Source organism: Kitasatospora sp. GP30, assembly GCF_029892145.1.
GTDB classification, from domain to species: domain Bacteria; phylum Actinomycetota; class Actinomycetes; order Streptomycetales; family Streptomycetaceae; genus Kitasatospora; species Kitasatospora acidiphila.
On record NZ_JARZAH010000001.1, the window covers coordinates 542,562 to 565,127 of the forward strand.

A 22,566-nucleotide genomic window follows, 5' to 3' on the forward strand; every position below is an offset into this window, starting at 1 on the left:
CCCAGCCGGCCACCCGGAGAACCCTTGATCACCACTCACACCGCCTCCCGCCTGCTCCTGCGCTACGAAGTCGAGTACGGGCAGACCGGCCACACCTACTACACCGTCCGCGCTCCGCACGTGACCGGCACCATCACCCTGCACCCCGAGGCCGCCCCCGGCGAGCGCGACGACCCCGACGCCTACACCCGACTGCGCCTCACCTCCGGCCGCTACGACCTGACCGAGAGCCCCAGCGCCTACACCGATCGCCTCGCCGTCCACAACTCGTGGATCTACGACGGCATCACCATCCCGCCCCCCGGCACGACCGGACACCGCGACCCCTGGAATCAGCTCCACCGAAACACCTACGAACTCGCCACCGAGGCGGTCCGCTTCCGCGCTCGCGACGTCGGACAAACGATCATCACCAACCACCGGGCCGACCCCCAGCGTCACACCCAGCACGCCCGCTACCTGCGATCCGTCGCCCCCGACCGACTCTCGATGATCACCCGCGAAGCCGACCACCTGCGCCCCGCCGTCAGACGGCTGTCCGCGCTGGAAACCCAACTCGACCGATGGGCCCGGCTGCATGCGCCCGAGGCCAGCCCCACCGCGAGCGTTGAGGTCGGCGGTTACCTGGCTGACTGGCTCAGCGGGCGACTCGCCGGGCACCAGCCACTCACCCCCGGCGACCAAGAGGTCTACCGGGCATGGTCGGCCGCCCGCCGTCTCGGCGACCCGGCAGCCGTCTTCCAGCCCCGCCGGATCACCCTGCGCACCACGGCAGCGCTCGCCGCCTTCACCGAGTACCTCGGCCAGGCCGCCCGCGACTCGCCCAGCCGGACCGCCCGCGCCGACGCCCGCAGCCGCCTGCGGCGAATCGCCGTCACCCATCCGTCGCTCACCGTGGAGATACCCGCAGAAGAGGAGGCGGCTCCGGCCGCAGCCTGACGTCACCCGGCCGCCATCACCGGAGCGAGGGCCCGGTGGTGGTGCCGCCGCCGGGGGCGGCGGGGGGAGCGGGCGCGCCTTCGGCGCGGCTGTCTCTTTTTCGGGCGCCCCGCTGCGCGGTTCCCCCGGCCCCCTCGCGCCCTCATTCTCCGGGGCCGGCCGCCCGCCTCAAGGGCGCTGCGCGTGGCTGCGCCACCGGCCTTCGGCCGGCCCTTGACCCGGGCGGCCTCTTTGCCCCGGACCCCGGGCGACTATGAGGGGGACGGGGGAGGTAGGCCCCGAGAACTGACGGTCAGTCAGTCAGCCTTCCCGAGTGGGGGAGTGCTGCCTATAGACTTGCCTATAAACCCCCTTTGATATAGACTGATGTCATCGGGTCGGCGGGAGGGCAACCCGCCGCCTGGCCCACGAATACCGCGTCGAGAGGCAGCACGTGACCGACCTGAACAGCACGAATATCGAACCCGGCACCTGGTCGTGGGGCGCGATGCCCGAGCAGAACCGCCACGTCCGAGGCCACGAGTTCTATCCGCCGTTCGCCGAACTCGCCAAGATCCCCGAGCTGTACGCGACCGACGGCCAGCCGTTCGAGGACAAGATCTGCCACATCCACTACTTCACCGGCGGCTCGGACTGGTACATCGCCGAGGTGGACCCGTCCACCGGGCTCGCGTTCGGGTGGGCGCGGGTCAACTATCCCACTGGTGAATGGGGTTACATCCATCTGGTCGAGCTGGAGGAGCTCTGTCTAACGCCGTCGGTACGTCCGGGCGAGGTGGCGATCCCGATCATCGTGGAGCGTGATCTCCACTTCACCCCCACGTCCGCCGCCAGTATCCCCGCTCTGGCCGAGTAGCTCACGCTCCCCAACTTCCGAAGCCAGTCGAGCGATCACGGAGATCCACGTGACAACCCTTGTTCCCGCGCGCACCGTCGACGAGTGCGCCGACGCTGCCCTGGTGGCGGTCCACGCCTTCCTCTCCTTCGCGCCGGGCAGCTGCCAGGCGGAGCCCGCCGAGCCGGAGGGCGCGGCGGTGATCATCCGCGACGTGATCACCTCGCTGCTCCACCTCGCCGACGGCCTCAAGGTTCCCGGCGACCGGGAGGCGCTAACCCACTCGGCTTACTGCCGCTACCGCGAGGAAGCCGCCTACGAGCGACTCGCCGAGGCCGAAGCGCTCTGACGGGTGGTGTTCCCGGTGGCGGTGGTGGTGGTGCCGCCGCCGGGGGCGGCGGGGGGGAGCGGGCGCGCCTTCGGCGCGGCTGTCTCTTTTTCGGGCGCCCCGCTGCGCGGTTCCCCCGGCCCCCTCGCGCCCTCATTCTCCGGGGCCGGCCGCCCGCCTCAAGGGCGCTGCGCGTGGCTGCGCCACCGGCCTTCGGCCGGCCCTTGACCCGGGCGGCCTCTTTGCCCCGGACCCCGGGCGACTATGAGGGGGACGGGGGAGGTAGGCCCCGAGAACTGACGGTCAGTCAGTCGGCTTTCCCGAGTGGGGGAGTGCTGCCTATAGACTTGCCTATAAACCCCCTTTGATATAGACTGATGTCATCAGGTCGGCGGGAGGGCAACCCGCGGCCTGGCCCACGAATACCACTGGAGGTCCCCATGCTCCCTCGCGGATGGAACTGGCTGGGATGCGGCTGCATCGTCTTCGCGTCCGGTGTCGATTTCGTTGGAAATGTGCGACGGGAGGATCGCTGTCCGGTTGCATTGGAGATTGACGCTCGGCTGGCCGAGATCGTCGAGCTGATCTCGTGTGGCGCCGCTCGCCCCGAGTGGCTGGAACTCATGGCGCACTGGGGGGTCTCGCGCGAAGCCCAGGCCGCCCAGTTCCCCGCAACTTCCGTGCGTCCCGAGGATGTTGCCGCGAGAGTCGCGCTCGGTTACGACGGGTGCAGGGTGGCCATTGATTGACTTAAAACCCTTATTGATATATCATTGGTCTTGTTGGTCGGGGAGGGCAACCCCGGCCGCCACCCGCGAAGAACCCGAATGGAAGGCGCTCAATGACTACGCCGACTCTCGACATGGCCCGCCTCCAGGAGATCAACGACGACAAGCGGGCCGAGTGCGGCCACGGCGACGGGCCCGGATGCGCTTGGTGCTGGCTCACTCCCGAGGCGGTCGCCGAACTCCCCTACGCCGACCGCCTGGCCGTCGCACTCGATCTCGACCACCGGCTCACCGATCTCGGCATCCCCCGCGCGCCCCGGCTGATCGTGATCGTCCACGAAGCCCGGACGTGGGCGGTCCAGATCATGTGCAGCGAGCTCGGCACCTGGGAGCTGCGCATCCCCGCCCCCGGCGAGGACTACGCCCTGTATCACGGGCCGATCTACGCCGAACCCGCTGCTCAGAGCCGCTGCCAGGGTGCGCCGACGTGGACGCGCGACCGTGACGCCCCTGCTGCCGTCGCCCGCAGCTTCGCGGGCCTGCTGCGGACCGCCGGCCTGCCCCGCTGACTCGCCGACCGGCCCGGCGGCCCCGCCGGGCCGGTCCCGCCCGCCATCTCGCAACCGCAAGGAATTCACTTGAAGATCATCGACGTTCAGCATGTCCTCACCTGCGACCAGCCCGCCCGCTCTCGACGGGTCCTGTCCGTCCTGGCGGACGTCGGCACGCGGTTCGACCGCGCTGCCGAAGCGGTCCGCGAGGTCGCTCCCAGGGAGCTGGCCGCCCTCCCTGCCGTCCAGTCCCTGGCTGTGGGTGACTGGGGCTGCGCGTGCCGCGCGCTGGTCGCGCTTGACGCCTTCCTGGCCGCAGGTCACGCCGAGGTCAGTGCAGGGCTCGCGGACCGCACGCTCACCATGCAGGCCCAGCTTCGCTGGTCGTTCGTCGCTGCGCTCCACACCATGGGCTCGATATGGCATGACATCTACCTGTCCGGAAGCCACTACGTGATCAGCCCGGACCTCCCGATTCGCCCCGGGGTGACCGCCGGGGCCCACTGGTCGGCACGCGCCGCAGCGTCCGCCGCCAGCGCCCACCGCTGGGCGGACCTGGTCACCGTGTCCCACTTCCGCGAGATGTCCGAGCTTGCGGCGATGAAGGGCTGACCGTTGTTCTCTGGGGTGACCCATCTCCAGAGAGTTGACGTAAAACCCTTATTGATATATCATTGGTCTTGTTGGTCGGGGAGGGCAACCCCGGCCAGCACCCACGGAAGACACTGCGAAGGGAATCACCTTGACCATCTCCCTGACGACCCCGACCCGACATGCTGGCCTGCGCGAGATCGCCGACGTCCTGCGGGACGAGCAGAAGCGCAAGCTCGACGTGGTCGCCCCGGCTTCCGGCATTCGCGCCGAGGGTGGCCGCCTGGTGATCGACGACACCGAGCACGAGCTGACCCCCGACGGGGTCACCAGCACGCCGGGCGCCTTCCGGCCGACCGGCGTTGCCGAGGCCGGGCTGGCCGAGAAGCTCGGCATCCCGACCGGCTACCTGCGCAAGACCCGCATTGAGGCCCCCGAGCTCTGGGACAGCAACGTCAACGGCTGGCTTGCCCGGCGCACCGACAAGTCGTTCATGGTCCGCACCCTGCGCCCCGGCAACGGCGAGGACGGCAACGTCGCCCGAGCCTTCCTCAGCAACGGATACCGGATCATCGACAACCTCGACGTGCTCACCGCCGCGCTCGAAGGCATCACCAGTGCCGGGGTGGCCGTCCGGATCGACAGCTGCGACCTGACCGACCGCAAGATGTACGTCCGGGTAGTCGCCGACGAAATCCGTGCCTACGCACCCGAGTTGCTGCGCAACTACCGCAGCCCGTTCAACGGCGCGACCGGCGCGGACAACCCGACCGTCTTCGCCGGATTCGAGATCAGCAACAGTGAGACCGGCTGCGGTGCGTTCCGCATCGTGCCCCGACTGGTCGTCCAGGTCTGCAACAACGGTATGACGATCACCCGGGACGCCATGAAGTCGGTCCACGTCGGCGGGCGCCAGGACGACGGGGTAATCCAGTGGAGCGACCAGACCCAGACCCGCACGCTTGAGCTCGTCACCTCCCAGACCGCCGACGCGGTCCGATGCTTCCTTGACCGCAACTACATCACCCGGCACCTGCGGTCTATCGAGGAGAAGTCGACCACCCGGATCACCGACCCCGAAGCCACGATCACCAACGTGAGCCAGAAGCTGAAGTTCACCGAGGACCGCCGTCGCGACATCTTCGCCCACTTCATCCAGGGCGCGGACCTGTCTGCCGGAGGCGTCATGCACGCCGTCACCTCCGTTGCCCAGACCCTCCCCGACGCTGACGAAGCCGCCGAACTGGAATCGCTCGGCATCCGCGCGATGGAGCTGGCCGCCTCCCTGTGACCGCCCCGCTGCCCGGCCCCGTGGCCGGGCAGCGGCCCCGGCACCGACCAGCCGCCCACCCCACCGCGATCCCGGGAGACCCCCACCATGAACACCATCGCTGACCGCCTGCGCGATCTCGTCGCCGAGGTCACAACCTTCGAAGAGAACTGGGAGGACAAGCTCAGCGCGGCCCTGCCCAGTTACGACCCCTGCCGCGAGGGCTTCCCCGTCGAACCGTATGACGAAGTCCGCTACTTCGCGTTGTGCGACGACCGCGCGGCCGAGGCCCGCGACCAGCTCCAGAAGACCACCATCGGCATCGAGAAGGTCATCACCGAACTCACGCCGCAGCCGTTCTGACCAGCCCAGCGAGCCGAACCACCGGCCGCCCAGTGCGAAGCTGGGCGGCCCGCCGGTCGGGAGCGCCGAGCTGCGGGGATCGACCCCGCACCACGGCCACACCCCGCCCGCCGCTCTCCCACCGCAGCAGTGAGCCGCCGCACCGGCCGCCGGCCCTACCGGCCCCCAGGCGGGCGGCCCGCCGCCCGGGAGCGCCGAGCCGCGGGGATCGACCCCGCACCACGGCCCAGACCCGCGCGCCGCTCCGCCGCTGCCCACCCGCACCCCTTCACGCACCACCAGGAGATCCACCCGTGCACACCCTGCCCCACACCGGGCTCCAGACCCCCGACCAGCCCCGCTACGAGGTCACCAGCTGCCGGGAACTGAAGCTTCGCCGGGGAACCCCGTTCCAGGCCACCCTCAGCCTCGAAGGCCGCACGATCGGCGCCGCCGAGAACTACGGCGACGGAGACGCCACCGAGTTCGTGCCCCACGGGGACTTTCCGCCAGCCGACTTCGCCCAGTTCGCCGACGCCTGCCGTCTGGACCGTCAGCCGGTCAGCCTCTCCCTGCTGCTGGACCTGCTGATCGAGGAGTTCAACATCAGCCGTTCGCTGCGCGCACAGGCGCTCCACGGCCGCACCCTGCTGCGTGAAGTCGCCCCGGACGGCGCCACCACCATCAGCGGCACCATCACGATGCCCACCAACCTGGACGACCGCCGGCGTGTGCGCGAAGTCCTCGGACTACCGCTCACCCCGGGCGCCGCGACCCAGTTCTGGAACGGCAGCCACTGGGAGCACCTGGCCGGCGGCGCCGAGCACTGACCCGCCCCGGTGCGGCCCGGACACCCTCCGGACCGTGCCGAGGCCCAGTCAGACACCAGGCCCCCAACCCCGAGCGCCGCAGGAGACAGCAGCATGCCGAAGTACCTCGTTCCCATCGACGTCATCACCGTGCACTTGGTGCCCGTTCTGGCCCCCACCCGCGAGGCGGCACAGGCCGAGGCCGAGCGCATCGTCACGGGCGACTGGGAGACCTGGTTCGACCACGCCGAGCCCCTGGTGGTCGGCGACGCCCAGACCGAAGCGGAGTGGGACACCGAGCAGGAAGCGATCAGTCGCACTGGCAACAGCGGTATGCCGGGGCCCCTCCGCGCTCGGCGGCCGAAGGCCACCCATGCACCCCGGTTCATCGCGCCCCGCACCGACCACCACGGCGACGGCACCCCGTGCCCGCCCGAGCACAAGCACACCAGCAGCGGCAGGCCCCTCGCTGAGGGGTGTTCCGGCCGCGCGTACTCCGAGGCCGTGTGCACCTGCGGCGGGTGGTCGATCAAGAGCTCTGGCAAGGGCCATGTGGACGAGGAGCGCCGCCGCCACCTGCGCACCGCCCACTGACTGGGCACCACCCCGACTCACGATCAGGTACGGCCCGGAGGGCAACCGGGCCGCACCTCCCACGAACCCGAGAGATCACGTGACCCCGTCCGCGACCAACCTCAGCACATCACCCCCGCGCGGGACCGCGACGGCGACACCGCCACCACGCTCCCGCCAGCCCCGCGACGCTGACGCCGTCACGGCCAACCTTGTGGTCGGCGTCCTCGGCATAGCCGCCTTCGCAGTGAGCTTCACCCACGTTGTGCAGACCTCCACCCGGGCCGGCCAGACCGGCTGGGTCGCCTTCGCCATCGCGGTCAGCGTCGAGCTGATGGCCCTCGGCTCCGTCTCCGAGATCCGTCGACGTAGGCGATACCGCCAGCCCGACCTCTGGCCGCGTTGCGTCCTGGCCCTCGGCATCGTCATGAGCCTCGCTGCCAACCTCGCCGTCGCACAATCCACACCCTGGGGATATGTCATGGCCGCCTGGCCCAGCCTCGCCTTCGGCGCGGCAGCCGGCATCATCGAGAGCCGCCCAGCCTCCCCGTCCAACGCGGTGCCCGAGCCTCCCGGCGCGGACCCTGAGCACGAATACCCACAACTCGGCACCGCGGAAGTCGAAGCCCTCGTCACCGAGTCGGACGACGATACCGAACCAGTCGAGCCCGAGCCCGAGAGCGAACCTGACGCCGAAGGCGGCGCGGGGCCCGACGCCGATCCTGCCGACCAGGGAGCCGAACCCGAGGACGAGGAGGACGAGCAGGACGAGCCGGCTGAGCCGGCTGAGCTCCCGTCCCCGCAGGACCGGCCCAGCCGGGCGCGCGTCTTGACCGAGCTGCTCGCCGAGATGCGCGCAGACCCCGCCTGGGCCCCCGACTACCCCGAGCTGCAACGTACGACCGGCTACAGCCGGTCGTGGTGCGAGAAGCGCGTATCCGAGGCCCGCACGCTCTGCCGCCGTCCCGACCCCGCCGCAGCCGAACCGCCCGCCGACCGTGCGGGCACCCAGCCCAACCTCACCGCGATCCACACACCCCGCGACCCCGACGACGACCAGCCCGTACCGCCCAACGCCCAGCCCGCACCCAACCCGTACGAGGAACCCGCACGTGAGCACCACCCTCCACATACCGCCGCAGCTGCGTAACGCCGACGCCTACGTGTGGAACAACAGCGGCGGCAAGGACAGCGCCGCGAGCCTCCACCTCTGGGCCGCCACAGCCACCGAGGAGATGCTGGAGCGCACCGTCGTGCTGCACCTGGACCTCGGCGACGCCGAGTGGGACGGCGTCCCGGCCCTCGCCGCCGAGCAGGCCGCCGCCTACGGACTGCCCTTCGAGGTCCGCCGCCGTGAACGCGGCGGCCTGCTCGACCTGGTTCGGACCCGCGGCCGTTGGCCCGGTCCGAGTACCCCGTTCTGCCGCTCGTACCTGAAGCGCGACGTGGCCAGGAAGTTCTACACCGAGCTGACCAACCGACTCGCCATCCCTGGCCGGCCCGCGCACATCGTCACCGCACTCGGCCTGCGCGCCGCCGAGAGCCCCGTTCGGCGGCGGCGCCCCGCCGTCGCCGTGGACCGCGGGGCCAGCTCCGGCCGACGCCAGATCACCACCTGGCTGCCCATCCACCAACTCAGCACCGACGACGTGTGGAAGACCGTACGGGCCAGCGGCATCCCCCCACACCCCGCCTACCAGCACCTACCCCGCCTGAGCTGCCGCCTGTGCCCGTTCGCCGGACGCGCCCACCTCATCACCGCCGCACGGATGGCACTGGACACCGCACTCGACTACGCCCTGGTCGAGGACGAGATCGGACAGCCCTTCCGCCGCGACCTCTCGATGGCACAGATCATCGAAGCCGCCGAGCGTACGGACGACGACCCCGTACGGGCCCTGCGGCCATGCGGACCCGGAGCCCGTACAGGGCCGCACCGTACGGAGGGCTGCGCAGCATGATCCACAGCAACCCCGTACGCCCGGACGCCGAGCTTCCCATCGTGATGAGCTACGGCATGGGCCTGGACAGCGCGTCCATACTGACCCGCTGGCTCACCGAGCCGGCCAGCCGGAACTTCCCGCTGTCCCGGCTGACCGTCCTCACCGCGATGACCGGCGACGAACCGGACGTCACCCGGCGACTCAACGAGGACCACCTGCTCCCCCTGCTGCGCCGCACCGGCACGCGCTTCGTCCAAGTCGGCCGCACCAGCCAGCAGGGCGGTCACACCGTGCTGGACGACTCCCGCGACCCCAAGAAGCTGATCATGCGGGGACCGTGGCGGCTCTCCGACGAACTGCGCGCCAGCGGCACCGTGCCGCAGATCGCGGCCAAGCGCAGGCTGTGCAGCTGGCGAGCGAAAGGCGAGGTGCTCGACGGGTGGCTGGCCGACGAGTTCAGCGGCCAGCCGTTCCGGCACGTCCTCGGCTTCGCCGCAGAGGAGGTGAGACGGGCCGAACGCGACGAGGGCTTCACCGCGACCGGCCGCCTGCCCGAGTACCCGCTGATTGACGACTGGGGCTGGGACCGCCACCGGTGCGACCAGTACCTGCTCGACCAGTTCGGCGAGCGGTGGTCGAGAAGCGCGTGCGGATACTGCCCGTTCTCCGCCGGCCGCCGCGGACGCGCGGACCTCATCGAGCGCTGGCGGGCCGAGCCCGCCGTCGGCGCCCAGGCCCTGGCGCTGGAGTTCACCGCTCTCGCGCTCAACCCGCGCTCCAAGCTGTACGGCACCGTCTCTGCCCAGGACCTCGCCCGAACCCACGGGCTGACCGAGGTCCTCGCCGAGTTCGAGCAGCACCTTCGACGCCAGCGGTGGAGCGTCTACGAGGTCCGCAGGATCATCCACCCCCGCCGCAACGACCCCACAGCCAAGGGCGCGGCCTGGCGCAGCGTGCGCACCGAGTTCACCGGCCACCACGACGACGCCCGGTTCATCCTCAACACGCTGGCGCACGGGCGCGCTGCCACCGACGAGCACGGTGTCACCCGGGCCGAGATCATCCCCCGCACCGGCGGATACCCCGCGATCGAGATGGCCCTCGCCCTCGCTCCGGCCGGAGTCCAGCCCAAGGAACGCCCGGCGTTCGGTTCCTGGTGGGATCGGCTGCACCACCAGATCGCCCCCAACCACCTGGGCACGGTCACGCTCGCGGCCTGACCATATGGAAGTCGGGGACCGGCAGCACGGTCGAAACCGTGCCGACCTCGATGGATCGGCTGGGCAAGCCGCCGGCCCCCTCCCACGAAAGAACCGGTCCCGAAAGACGGCCATCTCGCGCAGGTAGATTAGTCCATGTCGGAATGGGGAGGCAGCCACTCCCTCCGGCCTCACCCGAAGGAGACCACCGATGCCCCCCGCTCCGGCCCCGACGCTCGCGGAGCGCCTGGCCGCCGCTCCGACCGACATCCTCAGCGTTGCCGACATCGTCAGCGTCACCGGGCTGTCCGAGGCCACCGTCCGTCGCCTCACCAAGCTCCCGGACTGGCCGGACGCCGGCACCCCCGGGGCGAACGGCGAGCAGAGGTTCCCGCGCGACGCCTGCGCCACGTGGATGAAGGACAACCAGGCCGCCCGTATCGACGTCTCGGAACTGCCGGGCGACGACGACGACCGGGTCACCATGGCCGAGATCTCGAACCGCACCGGCATCAAGCGCAACAGTCTCAGCGCGTACCCCTCGCTCTACAAGAACAGCCGCAGGCCCTTTCCCGCCGCCGACTCCCTCGGCACCCGCCGGTGGGGCGACGTGAAGGTGTGGCTGAGCGAACGAGCCGGGCGCTCCGGCCCGCGCGGCACCGTCGAGCCGTCCGCTCCGGTCGAAGCTCCTGCCGCCGTGCCGGTGGTCGAGGTGCTCACCACCGCCGCCATCGAGAAGCTGACCGGCAAGGGCAAGGAAGCCGTCAAGTCACTGGTCCGCCGCCCCGAGATCGCCGAGCTCAGCAGCGGCAAGGTCGGCCGGGCCAGGGTGTGGCCCGCGGAGGCGCTCCTGCCCGCGCTCTGGGAACTCGGCTACCTGCCCAAGAGCGGACCGCTCAACGACGACCAGCGAGCGGTCCTCGTTGACCTCGGCTACCTCCCCGCCACCGGCAAGCCCACCGCTGAGCAGAACGCCAGGCTCCGCGAGTGCGGCTACGACCCCAACGGCACCGTGGAACACCGCGTGTGGCTCGCCGGCCCCCTGCGCTCCGTCACCGAGCTGGCCGCCTACTACAAGGTCACCGTCAGCGCCATCACCCACCGCCTTGGCCGCGCTGAGGATGCCGCCGACCCCGACCGGCCGGTACCGCCCCCGATCGACACCGAGGACGGCAAGCGCTACGACCCCAAGGTCTTCGACACCTTCTGGAACCGCCCCGCAACCACGCGCAGCAAGTAGCCGCAGTCCCACCACGACGAAAGCGCCGCCACCTCGGAGTTGAGATGGCGGCGCTTTGGCAGCTCTGAACACGCCGGCCGCCGCTGAGAGCGCCAGCCGGATTCCAGCCTCACGTGGTCGGCGCCGACGGCTCCGAGGTGACATGAGCTGAGGCAGGCGAACCCGCGGTCTCACGCGGCCGTTCGGTCGGCGCCGCGGCACTGCGCGCCGGCGACTCGGGCGCGTCGTCCACCACGCGAGTCTGCTCGCCCGCCTCAGCCTCGCGGGACCCAGCCACCTCACCCGGCGACTCCGCCGGAACCGAGTCACCGCAGTCCGCCACCGGCTGCCCGGAACCGACGGCTGCGGCCTCCGCCAGAGCCGCCCTCACCTCCGCCAGGGCCAGGCCCGTCAGCTCCGCGATCTGATCGCGAGTCTCGCCGAGATCCTGAAGCGCCGCGACAGCTGCACGTGCCTGCCGTTCCGGCTCCTGTGCAGCGGCCTCAGCGTCCGCCACGATCTTCGCCGCCCGAACGCTCGCGGCCGACCGGAGCAGCTCAGCACGCCCCCTCTGCTCGTAGAAGTCGGCCAACGCCGACTCCACCTTCTTCTCGCGGCGGAGACGCTCCGCGTCCCGCCGCGCCTTCGCATCCTGTGCCGCCCGGACCGCAGCGGCCCGCGACATCGAAATTCGTCCACTCATGCCTGAACAATAACCCGAAAACCCCAGGTGACAAGCCCTCGAAAACCTGCGATGAGAGACATTGATAAACATCGAGAAGCGTAGAGAGAAATATCGAGACAGAAATCACTGAGCGCGCCATGAGAGTGCCTCTGACCTGGCAATATGCCAGCCAGGACAAGCGATCCAGACACCTCTTGCAGATATTCTGAGCATGGTCCGCTGCGCGGGGCTAAAGTGCTCGCATGGCATTTGATGGGGCAGGTGAATCGGCGGCTCGAATAGCTGTCGCACCTAGCCTTATCCAGGTTCGGGAAAGCTGGGGGTGGTCGCGTTGATGACCATCCACAAGCTGACCTCCGGCACCGGCTACACCTACCTGACGCGCCAGGTCGCGGGCGGCGACGTACAGCGTCAGCGGGGACAGTCGGCGGCCGAGTACTACACCCAGAAGGGCAACCCGCCGGGCATCTGGCTCGGGCGGGGTGCGCCCCTTCTCGGACTCGACGGCGCCACCGTCACCGAGGAGCAGATGAGGCTGCTGTACGGCCTGGGACAGCACCCCGAGGCCGAGCGGATCATCGCCGAGCACCTGGCCGCCAACGTGCGCGCCGACATGAACGACAAGCAGCTCAAGGCCACCCGCGCAGCCGCGATCAAGGCTGCGACCCTGGGCCGCGCCTTCCCCGAGTACAAGGCCCTCGACCCCTTCGCCGAGCGCGTCGAGAAGCGCCTGGCCGTCATCGAGAAGCAGGCCCACCGCGAGCCCACCCGGGCCGAGATCAAGAAGATCCAGCGCGAGGAGTCCACCCGCCAGCGGGCCGCGGTCGCGGGCTTCGATGCCGTCTTCGCCCCGGTGAAGTCCGCAGCCGTGCTGTGGGCGCTGGACGAGCGCGAGGAAGTCCGCGCCGCCGTGCGCGAGGCCCACGAGGCCGCCCGCGACGCCGCGTTCGCGATGCTCGAAGAGCACGCCGCGTTCACCCGCACCGGCAGCACCGGACAGGCCCAGATCGAGACCAAGGGCCTGATCGCGGTGGCCTTCGACCACTTCGACTCCCGGGCCGGCGACCCCAACCTCCACACCCACGTCGCCATCTCCAACAAGATCCAGGGCACCGACGGGAAGTGGCGCTCGCTGGACGCCCGCGCCCTCTACTCCATGACCGTGGCGGCCTCCGAGTTCTACAACTCCCGCTTCGAGACCGAGCTGTCCGCGCGCCTGGGCGTCACCTTCGAGGCCCGCGAGGACGCCGTCACCAAGCGGCAGCCGGTGCGCGAGATCGTCGGCATCCCCATCGAGGCGATCACCCACTTCAGTGCACGCCGGACCGAGATCGAAGCCCGCTACGAGCAGCTGCTGCGCGAGTACCGCCGCGACCACGGGCACGACCCCTCCCGGGGCATGACCCACCAGCTCGCCCGCCAGGCCAACCTCGATACCCGCGAGGGGAAGAAGGCCGCCCGCTCCCTTCAGGAGATGCGCGCCGACTGGACCGAGACCGTCACCGCCGCCCACGGCGAGGACATCATCGAGCGCGTCATGGCGGCCGTCCCCGCCGCCGGAAGTGCCCTCACTACCGCCGAGGACGGTGAGCAGAAGCCGGTCGAGATCCCGACCCTGGCCGCTGCCGTGATCACCGCTGTCGCCGAAGAGCGGGCGGTGTGGACGGTGTGGAACCTGCGCGCCCACGCCGAGCGCCTGGCCCGCTCCGAGCACCCCACCACCGACGCCGCCGAGCAGCAGGCGCTGGTCGAGGCGATCGTCACCGAAGCCGCCTCCCCGGTCCACAGCATCCGCGTCGACGCCCCCGCACTGCTGACCGAACCCGAGGAACTGCGCCGCTCCAACGGCGACAGCGTGTTCGTCCAGCACGCCTCCGCCCGGTACACCAGCCGCGACATCATCGACGCCGAGAACCGGCTCGTCACCGCCGCCACCACCCCCACCACCGCCGGGCTGTCCAGCGGTTTCGTCGGCGCCGCCATCGACGGCTTCGAGGCCCAGGGCCGCCCCCTGGACGAGGGCCAGCGCGCTCTCGTCACGGCGTTCGCCACCGACAACCGCCTGCTCGCCGTCGGCCTCGGCCCGGCCGGCTCCGGCAAGACCACCGCGATGCACGCGTACGTCCACGTCGCCGCCCAAGCCGGCCAGCGCGTGGTCCCGCTCGCCACCTCCGCCGCAGCCGCCGCCGTCCTCGCCAACGACCTCAACCAGCCCGCCGAGAACCTCCACAAGTTCCTCTGGGAGTACATGGGCGGCAAGTACGCCGCCCAGCTCCAGAGCGGCCAGAACGTGCCCGCCAACCGGGCTTCATTCGCCCTGCGTCCCGGTGACGTCGTCCTGGTGGACGAGGCCGGTATGGCGGGCACCTTCAACCTGGACAACCTCACCCGGATCGCCGCCGACCGCGGCGCGACCGTGCGCCTGCTCGGCGACTACCGTCAGCTCAGCTCCGTCGAATCCGGCGGCGCGCTGCGCCTGATCGCCGCCGAAGCCGGCGCCGTCGAGCTCACCCAGCTCCACCGGTTCAGCAACAAGGCCGAGGCCGACGCCACGCTCAAGATCCGCGTGGGCGACGGCAGCGGCCTGGACTTCTACCTCGCCAACAACCGGGTCGTCGGCGGCTCCCGCACCGCCATGATCGAGGCCGCCTACGAGGGCTGGAAGGCCGACATGCTCGCGGGCAAGACCACGCTGATCAGCGCCGCCTCCGCAGCCGACGTCACCGCCCTGTCGGCCCGCGCCCGCGATGAGCGCGTGGCCGCCCGACAGGTCGAGGCCGACGGCGTCCTGCTGCGCGACGGCAACCGCGCGGGCAAGGGCGACTGGATCGTCACCCGCGAGAACAACCGCAAGCTCACCACCGCCCGCGGACGCGACTTCGTCAAGAACGGCGACGCCTGGCAGGTCCTCAAGCGCCACCAGGACGGCTCACTCAAGGTCCGCCACATGGGCCACCGAGGCCGCCTCACCCTGCCCGCCGAGTACGTCACCGCCCACGTCCAGCTGCTGTACGCCTCCACCGTCATGCGCTCCCAGGGCGGCACCGTGGACACCGCCCACCCGCTGGTCACCGAGGACATGAGCCGCGAAGACCTGTACGTCCAGCTCACCCGCGCCCGCCACAAGACCACCATCTACACCGCCACCCACGACCTGCTGCCGTTCGACAACGACGACCAGCTCGACCAGACCAAGCACGACCCCGACACCTTCGCCGCCCGCGAGGTGCTGGAGCGCGTGCTGAACCGCGAGGGCGCCCAGCTCTCCGCCACCGACACCATCCGCAACTCCCAGGAGGACGCCGTCTCCCTGGCCACCCTGGCGCCCCGCCACCAGCACGCCACCGAGACCCTGACCACCCCCTACTACCAGCAGCTCGTCCACCGACTGCTCGGCCCCGCCCTCGCCGAGCAGATCACCGCCGACGAAGCCTTCACCGCCGTCGCCCGCGCCCTGCGAGGCGCCGAAGCCGACGGCTGGCAGCCCGAGCGACTGCTGGCCGCCGCCACCTGGCGCGGCGACCTGCACGCCGCCGACTCCCCGGCCCAGGCCCTCGCCTGGCGCCTGAACACCATCACCGAAGACCGCCCCGCCCCCGCCCACCTCAACGCCCCCACCACCGCGGACACCACCCGCTACGCCACCCTCGTCGCACAGCTCACCAACCTGCCCGCCCACCGCTTCGACCCCGAGACCGCGACCACCGAACCGGCCGCCCTGCACGTGGCACCCGCCGCCGCCCAGGCCCCCGACGCGCACCCGCACGTCTCCACCGACACCCTCAACCGCTACGCCACCGCCGCCGCCACCGCACTCAGCACCACCACCGACAAGGTCACCGCCCACCCGCAGTGGCCCCACCTCGCCGGAGCCCTGGCCGCTGCCGAACGCACCGGCCGCGACACCACCGCCCTGCTCACCACCGCCGCCACCCAGGCCACCAACGCCAGCGACCCGGTCACCGCCCTGACCCGCGCCGCCCGCACCACCCTGGCCACCGACGGCACCCCCGAAGCCCACCAGAACACCCCTGCCGCCCTGCGCCACCAGGCCCTCGCTGCCGATGTCCTCGGCGACGAACACGCCACCCGAGCCCGCAACGAGAACACCTGGCCCGCCCTCACCGCCGCCCTGCGCCGCGCCGAGAACGCCGGCCACGAACCCGCCGCCCTGCTGCGGCAGGTGGCCGAGAGCCGCCCGCTCACCGGCGCCGACAGCCTCAGCCAGGTCCTCGCCTGGCGCATCGGCCGCCACCTCGCCACCAACGCCCCGGCCACCACCGCCCAGGGGAGCGACCGCGCCGAGACCGAGCTGTGGCGCACCCTCGCCTGGACCCTCAAGACCATCGAGAACACCGGCAATACCGCGGAGACCGCCCTCTCCGAGGTGACTGGCCGCACCGCGCTGCCCGAACTGCTCCAACTCGCCCAGCAGCAGGCACTCGCCCACACCCGCGCCGCCTCCGGCAAGGCCGACCTCCCGGCCTGGATCAGCGCCGTACCGCGCTCCACCGCGGCCAACCCACTCCACCACGAGTACCTCACCGACAGCGCCGCGCTGATCGCCAACCGCTTGACGGTGCTCGCCGAACGCGCGGCGGAAAACCGCCCGGAGTGGAGCCAGACCCTCGGCGAAGCCCCGCAGGACCCCACCCAGCGCGCCCAGTGGCAGCACCAGCTCGCCGTCGTCGCCGCCTACCGAGACCAGTACAAGGTCACCGACGACAAGGCTGCCCAGCCCGCCGGCCCCTACATCGAGGAAGGCCGCACCGGTCACCTCGCCTACTGGCAGGCCGCCGAAGCCGCCGTCACCGCCCGGCGCATCGCCACCGCGCCAGCCGCCCCGGCGGTCACCACCGTGAACCCTGACCAGCAGGCCCGCCGCCAGCTCGCCGCCGACGTCTACCGGGCCCTGCCCGAGGCAGACCAGGCCGAGATCGTGCGCACCGTCGCCACCCGGACCGGAGCCACCTGGCTCGCCAGCCTCCCGCGTCTGGACGACGCCGCGCTGTCCCAGCAGCACCTCGCGGACCAGGTCAGCACGGTGCTCGCCGAGCGCCGCCAGCTCACCGCCGAGGCCACCCAGCCCCAGCAGCCGCAGGCCGAGGAACGGCACCAGCCCACCCTCGCCGAGCGCCGCCGAGCCGGCCGCCAGGCCGAGCGCCAGGCTCACCGCGAACAGCTCCAGCAGCGCGGCGGACAGCCCACACGCGCCGCTCGGACTGCGCCGACCCGCCGGATCGAGCCCGCCGACCAGCGCCAGAACCAGGCCCCGGCCCAGCGCCCGGCCGCCCTACAACCGGCGGTCCAGCCGCTTCCGCCGCAGACCCGTCAGGACCAGCAGAGCCCGCGCATCCGTTGAGGTTCTGTGGCCTGGGCGGCCCTAGCCTGCAAGGGTGAGATCGTTCTCCGCATCTCGTCTGTCGTCGGCGTCTGCTGCAAGTGCCGCAGAGGCAGCAGCGACCAGCCTTTCGAACTCGGGTCGGTCGAGGAGTACATGGAGGCCGTACAGGATGGCCCAAGCGACCTTGAGCTCCGGGCTCTCGTCCTCATGCTGCTTGAACAGAGCCAGCCCGATGTATTGGATCTGGACCTCTCGGCGGTTGAACCTTGCCCACTTCTCGATGCCTTCTTCGGCGCAGTTGATCAGCTCCGCGTACCGCTCATCGCCGATCAGGTTCCTCAGCTGGTCGAGTTGCGCGTAGGCCGCCTTGATCTGGATGGGCCACTCGCGGCAGGGCCCGAAGTGCGCTTGCAGCGCGTCGGTGAGATTGAGGCGACGGACCATCCGGTCCAACGGGTCGGTTCCCATGGCACAACTGTCGCGTGCGGATTCTCCGGCTCGTGCGAGGCACACGGGTTGTCGCCCGAAAGTGCCGCCAACTGGGTTCTAACCGCACTTCGGCTCGCCCACCTGGGCGGCCGGACAAGCCACCCAGCCCCAGCAGTTGCATCACATCCGTTTCAGCGCCCTTTCGCATTCCCGGCACCGTCGGTCCTCCAGCTCCGCTGGGTACCACGGCTCCCCGTACCCGGCCCGGTAGTGCGAGTGCACCAAGGGATCGGTGGAGATTCCGCAGAGCGTTGCAGGCAACGGGTCTTCCGGCACGTCAGGGTCGCTCGCGGCGGCGTGGACCGACCGGACGAAGGAGGGGTCCGTTTCGTCAGGGTCGAACCCCTTAACGACCTCCAGCAGCACCAGTACACCCATACCTCGACGGTGCACTCAGTGACTGGACCGCGCACGCTGAGACTTTCCAGCGCGCCCGCCCCGCCGAGGACGCCTAGCGTGACGGGTATGCCGTGGACAGACTTCGTGACGGACATCGCTCTTGAACGGGACACGCTGCTTCGCGCCATGCCACTCATGCCCGCCACGGCCACCGGTGACTCACGCGGCACACTCGATGTGGCCGCCGACCGAGCTCACGCCTTCGTGTCGGCCCACGATGCGTCAATGACACCCGAGGGCTGTGTCGCACTTCTCCGCATCCGCCCCCTGCTCTTCGGGATCGCCTGGAAGATCCTCGATCTCTTCCACGAGGAGGCGTTCGTCCAGGCCGGCGAGAAGCCGAAGGCGAAACGTGGATTCAGGATCGACGACAAGCGGGATTTGGCCCGGAATCTCGTCGGACAACCGGGGTTCCTGCCGGCCGAGGTCTGGAAGGCCGTAGCGCTCACCTACGACGGCACCGCCCTCACGCGTCACAGCATGGTGCACCAGCGCGTGTGGGTGGACAGCTCGGACGCCCTTGTCGGGACTGACAGCGGTGGCGGCAAACTCCGACCGGTCACGGCAGACGAGCAGGAGGCGCTGGTGCACGTCGCTCTTCGCCTGGTGGACGCGGCCGAGCTACAGGCGCTCGACACCCGGGGTGAAGGCGATCTGCGAGCTCAGCTGGACCGGCTCAAGGACATTCATAAGGTGCCCCTCACGGGAGCGGTAGCCCTGACCCGGGTTCCCGAGCTGACCGTCATCCTCGACCCTGAGCCTGCTGGGGGTGGCTACGTCTTCGACACGCCATACGTACGACGACGTTCCCCCTTCAGCGCGGCGCAGTACTGCGACCTCGTGGTGCACTTCCGCGACATGCCTGGCGTCAGCCTGCGCGGCCGTCTGGAAGATGCACCGGACCAACAGATGGTGTTGGACCCCGATCAGCCGCCGGACTGGTTGAGTCGATAGGGCCGCAGAAGCGTCCCCGTGCCGCAGAATCGAGTGGAAACCAGGTCAGCGCACTCGGGACGACGCTGGCTGCGGACAACGGCTGCCCGCGCTCCGCTCTGCCGGGGTTCCGTGGTCAGCTCGGGCTCGGTACCTCTGGGGCGGGGACGGCCAATACGTCATAGATGCTGTCACCCCACGTTGCCCAGCAGCGCAGCCCATGTCCGTCGATCAGGTGGATGCCCTGGCTACGGGCGTCGGCGGCAGCCTGAGCCGAGAACACGGCATTGGTGATCACCACTGCCACGTCGGCCCGGTGGATCTGGCGGGCGGTGCCGTTGGTCTCGTAGATGATCTTGGGGCCGACAGCCCCGCGTTGGCGGTACTTGCACTGGAAGACGAGACGGCGTCCGTCGGACGTCTCGGCGATTACGTCGGCGCCTTGGTCGCCCGATCCGCCAGCCGCGCGGATGACCGCCAGTCCATCGCGAGCCAGAAGCTGTGCTGTCAGCTGCTCGATCGTGGTCCCGTTGAGCTGAGCGAGGGCGTCGGCGGGGTAGCTGTCGGGGCTGGCAGCGAAGGCATGGCGTCGGCGCCCGACCACTTTCAGTCGGCGGAACTTCTGCTCGCTCACGCGCCAGCGGGCCTCGGCCTCCCAACCGGCTTGTACAGCCTGGTCCCACTCGGCGAAGACGAGCTCGGCCGGCGAGTCACGGCCGCTTCCCGCGCCGAATTCCGTGGTGGGGGCGGCACCGAACTGGTCGCGCAACTCCTCGAAGGCGCGCTGAGCGGCAGCCTGCGCGGAGCGCACCGTCGTCAGTGCGTCGGCGTACGCCCGCACGTCAGCTCTGCGCAGGCGATCAATCTCCTCCACGACGCACTGGGCGACCTCCGAGAGTTGACGGTCGTCGGCGAGCCAGTCCATGCAGGTCTGGATCGCCGAATCGAGCCACTCTTTCCACAAGTCCATGCTGTCGAGCGCCTCGCGGGCGGCCTGACCCTCGGCGATCCACAGGAACCCCGCCAGCAGCGTGTCGTCGCTGGCATGACCGACCAGGGTGCCGATCCTCCCCCGCAGATCCGCGTCGCGATAGCGGACGGGCCGCACCGAGTCCGGCCGGAGTATGGGGCCGCTTCTACGGCGCTGAGCTGGGAGAACGTTGTTCTGAATGAGCACCGGCGAATGGTACAGACGGCGGCTGACAGACCAGTGGCGAGTCCGCTGTGCCCCCAGCCCGCGCGGCACCGACACGGCAAGCCTGCTGTCCCGGGCCAAACGGAAGAGGTCCCGACCCAGCGGGTCGGGACCTCAGTTGAGCCCCTGGTCGGAATCGAACCGACGACCACCTGTTTACAAGACAGGTGCTCTGGCCAACTGAGCTACAGAGGCGGGCCTGGTGACACTCACCGTACTGTACCGCCCGCCGTCGCGGAGCAGATAGCGGTTCTGCTTCGTCCAGCACCCAGTCGTGCCTAAGCAGGGCGATACCAGGTGTGTCAGGCTGCCGGACCCAGCGGTGCACCGTCGATCAATCGGTCGCCCACTGGCCAGTCGGATCGAACCAGCCCTCGGCCAGGCTCCACACCAGGCAGCGCTCACCCAGCATTGCGGGCATGATCCACAAGTGCGTGATCTCCTCCGGCAGCTCCGGCGGTCGCGGTGGCATCCCCTTCACCTCCCAGCGGAGCGCGCGGTTGACCTCCCACGGGCTGTCGAAGGTGACGCCCACGAAGGCATGGCGCTCGTTACCGCCAGCCGCCGCGAGCTTCTTCCTGATCCCGACCGTGTTCTTGTCGTTGGCAAACAACGTCTCCCGGACCCACTCCATGAACGGCTCCCAGGGGACGTCGGCCGGACCGCCGATGCCCCACACTGAGAAGTCCACCCGCCCCTGCTCATCACCGACCACCGGGCGGGACGCCAGACCACGGATTCCGAGCCTCCGGGCCTGCTGGACGGTCGGGCTGGGATCGCGCTCCAGGTTCTCGGCCTCGGCGACGATCTCGAAGACTTTGCCCTCCGCCTCCAGCGCGGCGAGCAACTGCGGCAGCCACACCTCACGCTTCTTCAAGCGGAAATCGCCGTTGACGCGCACCGTCCAGACTCGGCTGGAGCCGGGAACAGCCATCGAAGACCGCTCGCCGGCAAGGCCGCCGGACACCTCGGCGTGGCGTCGGTCCACGTCCATCCAGCACTCGCCGAAGCCGACCCGGCCGTCCGCATACTCGATCCGGATATCCGGCATGCTGTGCGCGCTGCCGTCGTCCTGGATGACGACGTACTCACCGGTCAGCCGGGCCATCACCCGGCCCGCCATGTACTCGAAGTCCCAACCGATATGGTCGGCCGCAGCCTTGGTGCGCTGCTCGGCCGTGCGCCGGTCGTCGGGGTAGCCCCGCTGCCACTCGCTCATGGAGGACACTCTGCCGCTCGCTGAGTGAGGCGCGTACCGGGATTCCCGGAAGCATGATCAGGGAGACCGCAGACGGGGGACCGCAGGATTGGCCATGGGGCACGGGCTTCCGCTGAAAGGAGCACCTTCGGCACCAGTCGCCTACATCTCGGCTGCATGGTTCTCTGCGTCCGTGAGGACTTGACCGAACGGCTTCTGCCTCGCGGTCCACCGATACAGTGCATCCCGGTCGATCATTCGTATCCCGTGTTTGGCTCCGAAGCGCCATGCAGGCTCGGTGTAGTCGCCGTTGGTCAGGCAGACCGCGACATCGGCGTTGTGCTCCGGCTTGGCCGTCCCGTTGATCTCGTACATGACCGAGGCGCCGACATTGCGACGCCCACCGGTGAAGTGCTTGGCCTGCACCACCACCTTCTCTCCCGTCGGAGAAGTGGCGATCACGTCCGCCACGTGGTCGCCCGCACCACCATTGGACTGTACGACGGTGTAGAAGTCGCGGTCGAGCAGGGATGCGATCAGAGCTTCGAAGTCGGCATGATGCAGGTGATCGAGGACGGAGTAGCCGTAGTTGTCGCCCTCAACGGTCCCGTACTCTCCGGTCGGGATGTTGCGGAAGATCTCAGCGGTAACCCAGCCGGCCGCCGTGTCCAGTCGGCGATGCACAGCCCCGACAAGCTCAGCCACCGTGAGGAAGAACGGCAGCTTGGGAAGCCCACGGCGATGGATATCAGCCGTGTGCAGCTTTTCGACGAACTCCATGGCCGCCGTCTCGGCCCCGATCGGCTCGCCGCGATAGTCGATCGCCACGGTGTGCGGGGCAGTGAGAACCGGCAGCGTGATGCGCGGCCCGAAGGGGATCACGGTGTCCCCGTCCGCGGGGTGCTCACCCTCCTTGAGTAGGACGACCTGGTTCTTGGGCATCTTCGGGCTGGAGGGCAGGACTTCCCACCACGCTCCCTGGTACCAGATGAACTG

At 70.0% G+C, this 22,566-nt stretch carries 22 protein-coding genes and 1 tRNA gene; 16 read left to right on the forward strand and 7 right to left on the reverse strand.

Features of this window, described 5'->3' with window-relative positions; all coding sequences use genetic code 11:
• Positions 1-24: 24 nt before the first annotated feature.
• The 14 genes from P3T35_RS02515 (at position 25) to P3T35_RS02580 (ending at position 11,348) form a co-directional block, all read left to right on the forward strand.
• A complete protein-coding gene (locus P3T35_RS02515; RefSeq protein ID WP_101381175.1) occupies positions 25-939 on the forward strand; it encodes a hypothetical protein in 915 nt (304 codons plus the stop codon).
• Between the two features lie 433 nt (positions 940-1,372).
• Positions 1,373-1,795, forward strand: coding sequence for a DUF2958 domain-containing protein (locus tag P3T35_RS02520; RefSeq protein ID WP_101381177.1), 423 nt, complete (start codon positions 1,373-1,375; stop codon positions 1,793-1,795).
• A gap of 49 nt (positions 1,796-1,844) precedes the next feature.
• On the forward strand, positions 1,845-2,123 hold the full coding sequence (locus tag P3T35_RS02525) for a hypothetical protein (RefSeq protein WP_101381178.1): 279 nt from the start codon (positions 1,845-1,847) through the stop codon (positions 2,121-2,123).
• A gap of 419 nt (positions 2,124-2,542) precedes the next feature.
• The gene (locus P3T35_RS02530; RefSeq protein WP_143676848.1) at positions 2,543-2,851 is read left to right on the forward strand and encodes a hypothetical protein; all 309 of its coding nucleotides are present in this window, start codon (positions 2,543-2,545) and stop codon (positions 2,849-2,851) included.
• Between the two features lie 92 nt (positions 2,852-2,943).
• Positions 2,944-3,399, forward strand: a complete 456-nt coding sequence (locus P3T35_RS02535; protein ID WP_143676849.1) for a hypothetical protein — start codon at positions 2,944-2,946, stop codon at positions 3,397-3,399.
• A 69-nt stretch (positions 3,400-3,468) separates the two neighbouring features.
• Positions 3,469-3,993, forward strand: coding sequence for a hypothetical protein (locus tag P3T35_RS02540; protein WP_101381181.1), 525 nt, complete (start codon positions 3,469-3,471; stop codon positions 3,991-3,993).
• 130 nt (positions 3,994-4,123) lie between these two features.
• Positions 4,124-5,263: a DUF932 domain-containing protein gene (locus P3T35_RS02545; protein ID WP_101381182.1), complete on the forward strand. Its 1,140-nt coding sequence runs from the start codon at positions 4,124-4,126 to the stop codon at positions 5,261-5,263.
• A gap of 87 nt (positions 5,264-5,350) precedes the next feature.
• Complete coding sequence (locus tag P3T35_RS02550) at positions 5,351-5,605, forward strand: hypothetical protein (RefSeq protein WP_101381183.1); 255 nt, start codon at positions 5,351-5,353, stop codon at positions 5,603-5,605.
• Positions 5,606-5,898: 293 nt separating this feature from the next.
• Positions 5,899-6,414, forward strand: coding sequence for a hypothetical protein (locus P3T35_RS02555; RefSeq protein WP_101381184.1), 516 nt, complete (start codon positions 5,899-5,901; stop codon positions 6,412-6,414).
• A gap of 93 nt (positions 6,415-6,507) precedes the next feature.
• Positions 6,508-6,987 carry a hypothetical protein gene (locus P3T35_RS02560; RefSeq protein ID WP_280704005.1) on the forward strand — a complete coding sequence of 160 codons (480 nt, stop codon included), beginning with the start codon at positions 6,508-6,510 and terminating at the stop codon, positions 6,985-6,987.
• Positions 6,944-8,116 (forward strand): DUF2637 domain-containing protein, encoded by a 1,173-nt coding sequence (locus P3T35_RS02565; protein ID WP_143676850.1) that lies wholly within the window; start codon positions 6,944-6,946, stop codon positions 8,114-8,116. The genes P3T35_RS02560 and P3T35_RS02565 overlap by 44 nt, the downstream gene beginning before the upstream one ends.
• Positions 8,079-8,927: a phosphoadenosine phosphosulfate reductase family protein gene (locus tag P3T35_RS02570; RefSeq protein WP_180356518.1), complete on the forward strand. Its 849-nt coding sequence runs from the start codon at positions 8,079-8,081 to the stop codon at positions 8,925-8,927. Before P3T35_RS02565 ends, P3T35_RS02570 begins: the two co-directional genes overlap by 38 nt.
• Complete coding sequence (locus P3T35_RS02575; RefSeq protein WP_101381186.1) at positions 8,924-10,129, forward strand: hypothetical protein; 1,206 nt, start codon at positions 8,924-8,926, stop codon at positions 10,127-10,129. The genes P3T35_RS02570 and P3T35_RS02575 overlap by 4 nt, the downstream gene beginning before the upstream one ends.
• A 190-nt stretch (positions 10,130-10,319) precedes the next feature.
• A complete protein-coding gene (locus P3T35_RS02580) occupies positions 10,320-11,348 on the forward strand; it encodes a hypothetical protein (protein ID WP_101381187.1) in 1,029 nt (342 codons plus the stop codon).
• Positions 11,349-11,457: 109 nt separating this feature from the next.
• Here P3T35_RS02580 and P3T35_RS02585 read toward each other — a convergent pair whose 3' ends face one another.
• Positions 11,458-12,012 (reverse strand): hypothetical protein, encoded by a 555-nt coding sequence (locus tag P3T35_RS02585; protein ID WP_101381188.1) that lies wholly within the window; start codon positions 12,010-12,012, stop codon positions 11,458-11,460.
• A gap of 334 nt (positions 12,013-12,346) precedes the next feature.
• Here P3T35_RS02585 and mobF point away from each other — a divergent pair, with 334 nt between their 5' ends.
• Positions 12,347-17,374, forward strand: a complete 5,028-nt coding sequence (gene mobF / locus P3T35_RS02590) for a MobF family relaxase (protein WP_143676851.1) — start codon at positions 12,347-12,349, stop codon at positions 17,372-17,374.
• Between the two features lie 21 nt (positions 17,375-17,395).
• Here the strand turns inward: mobF and P3T35_RS02595 are convergent, their stop codons facing one another.
• Both P3T35_RS02595 and P3T35_RS02600 read right to left on the reverse strand, forming a co-directional pair.
• Positions 17,396-17,824, reverse strand: a complete 429-nt coding sequence (locus tag P3T35_RS02595; RefSeq protein WP_101381190.1) for a hypothetical protein — start codon at positions 17,822-17,824, stop codon at positions 17,396-17,398.
• A gap of 141 nt (positions 17,825-17,965) precedes the next feature.
• The gene (locus tag P3T35_RS02600) at positions 17,966-18,223 is read right to left on the reverse strand and encodes a hypothetical protein (protein WP_101381191.1); all 258 of its coding nucleotides are present in this window, start codon (positions 18,221-18,223) and stop codon (positions 17,966-17,968) included.
• A gap of 87 nt (positions 18,224-18,310) precedes the next feature.
• Here P3T35_RS02600 and P3T35_RS02605 point away from each other — a divergent pair, with 87 nt between their 5' ends.
• Positions 18,311-19,198: a hypothetical protein gene (locus P3T35_RS02605; protein WP_101381192.1), complete on the forward strand. Its 888-nt coding sequence runs from the start codon at positions 18,311-18,313 to the stop codon at positions 19,196-19,198.
• A gap of 115 nt (positions 19,199-19,313) precedes the next feature.
• On the opposite strand, the gene P3T35_RS02610 is transcribed toward P3T35_RS02605, so the two are convergent.
• From P3T35_RS02610 to P3T35_RS02625, 4 genes are all read right to left on the reverse strand, one after another.
• Positions 19,314-20,354 carry a restriction endonuclease gene (locus tag P3T35_RS02610; protein ID WP_143676852.1) on the reverse strand — a complete coding sequence of 347 codons (1,041 nt, stop codon included), beginning with the start codon at positions 20,352-20,354 and terminating at the stop codon, positions 19,314-19,316.
• Positions 20,355-20,493: 139 nt separating this feature from the next.
• A tRNA-Thr gene (locus P3T35_RS02615) sits at positions 20,494-20,567 on the reverse strand.
• Between the two features lie 139 nt (positions 20,568-20,706).
• On the reverse strand, positions 20,707-21,591 hold the full coding sequence (locus P3T35_RS02620) for a hypothetical protein (protein ID WP_143676853.1): 885 nt from the start codon (positions 21,589-21,591) through the stop codon (positions 20,707-20,709).
• A gap of 141 nt (positions 21,592-21,732) precedes the next feature.
• A complete protein-coding gene (locus tag P3T35_RS02625) occupies positions 21,733-22,512 on the reverse strand; it encodes a restriction endonuclease (protein ID WP_180356519.1) in 780 nt (259 codons plus the stop codon).
• Positions 22,513-22,566: the final 54 nt, after the last annotated feature.

Coding starts and splice junctions, on each gene's coding strand:
- P3T35_RS02580 (WP_101381187.1), top strand. CDS start 10,320: ATGCCCCCCGCTCCGGCCCCGACGCTCGCGGAGCGCCTGGCCGCCGCT.
- mobF (WP_143676851.1), top strand. CDS start 12,347: ATGACCATCCACAAGCTGACCTCCGGCACCGGCTACACCTACCTGACG.
- P3T35_RS02550 (WP_101381183.1), top strand. CDS start 5,351: ATGAACACCATCGCTGACCGCCTGCGCGATCTCGTCGCCGAGGTCACA.
- P3T35_RS02595 (WP_101381190.1), bottom strand. CDS start 17,824: ATGGGAACCGACCCGTTGGACCGGATGGTCCGTCGCCTCAATCTCACC.
- P3T35_RS02625 (WP_180356519.1), bottom strand. CDS start 22,512: ATGCCCAAGAACCAGGTCGTCCTACTCAAGGAGGGTGAGCACCCCGCG.
- P3T35_RS02600 (WP_101381191.1), bottom strand. CDS start 18,223: ATGGGTGTACTGGTGCTGCTGGAGGTCGTTAAGGGGTTCGACCCTGAC.
- P3T35_RS02605 (WP_101381192.1), top strand. CDS start 18,311: ATGCCGTGGACAGACTTCGTGACGGACATCGCTCTTGAACGGGACACG.
- P3T35_RS02585 (WP_101381188.1), bottom strand. CDS start 12,012: ATGTCGCGGGCCGCTGCGGTCCGGGCGGCACAGGATGCGAAGGCGCGG.
- P3T35_RS02535 (WP_143676849.1), top strand. CDS start 2,944: ATGACTACGCCGACTCTCGACATGGCCCGCCTCCAGGAGATCAACGAC.
- P3T35_RS02620 (WP_143676853.1), bottom strand. CDS start 21,591: ATGAGCGAGTGGCAGCGGGGCTACCCCGACGACCGGCGCACGGCCGAG.
- P3T35_RS02575 (WP_101381186.1), top strand. CDS start 8,924: ATGATCCACAGCAACCCCGTACGCCCGGACGCCGAGCTTCCCATCGTG.
- P3T35_RS02560 (WP_280704005.1), top strand. CDS start 6,508: ATGCCGAAGTACCTCGTTCCCATCGACGTCATCACCGTGCACTTGGTG.
- P3T35_RS02565 (WP_143676850.1), top strand. CDS start 6,944: ATGTGGACGAGGAGCGCCGCCGCCACCTGCGCACCGCCCACTGACTGG.
- P3T35_RS02530 (WP_143676848.1), top strand. CDS start 2,543: ATGCTCCCTCGCGGATGGAACTGGCTGGGATGCGGCTGCATCGTCTTC.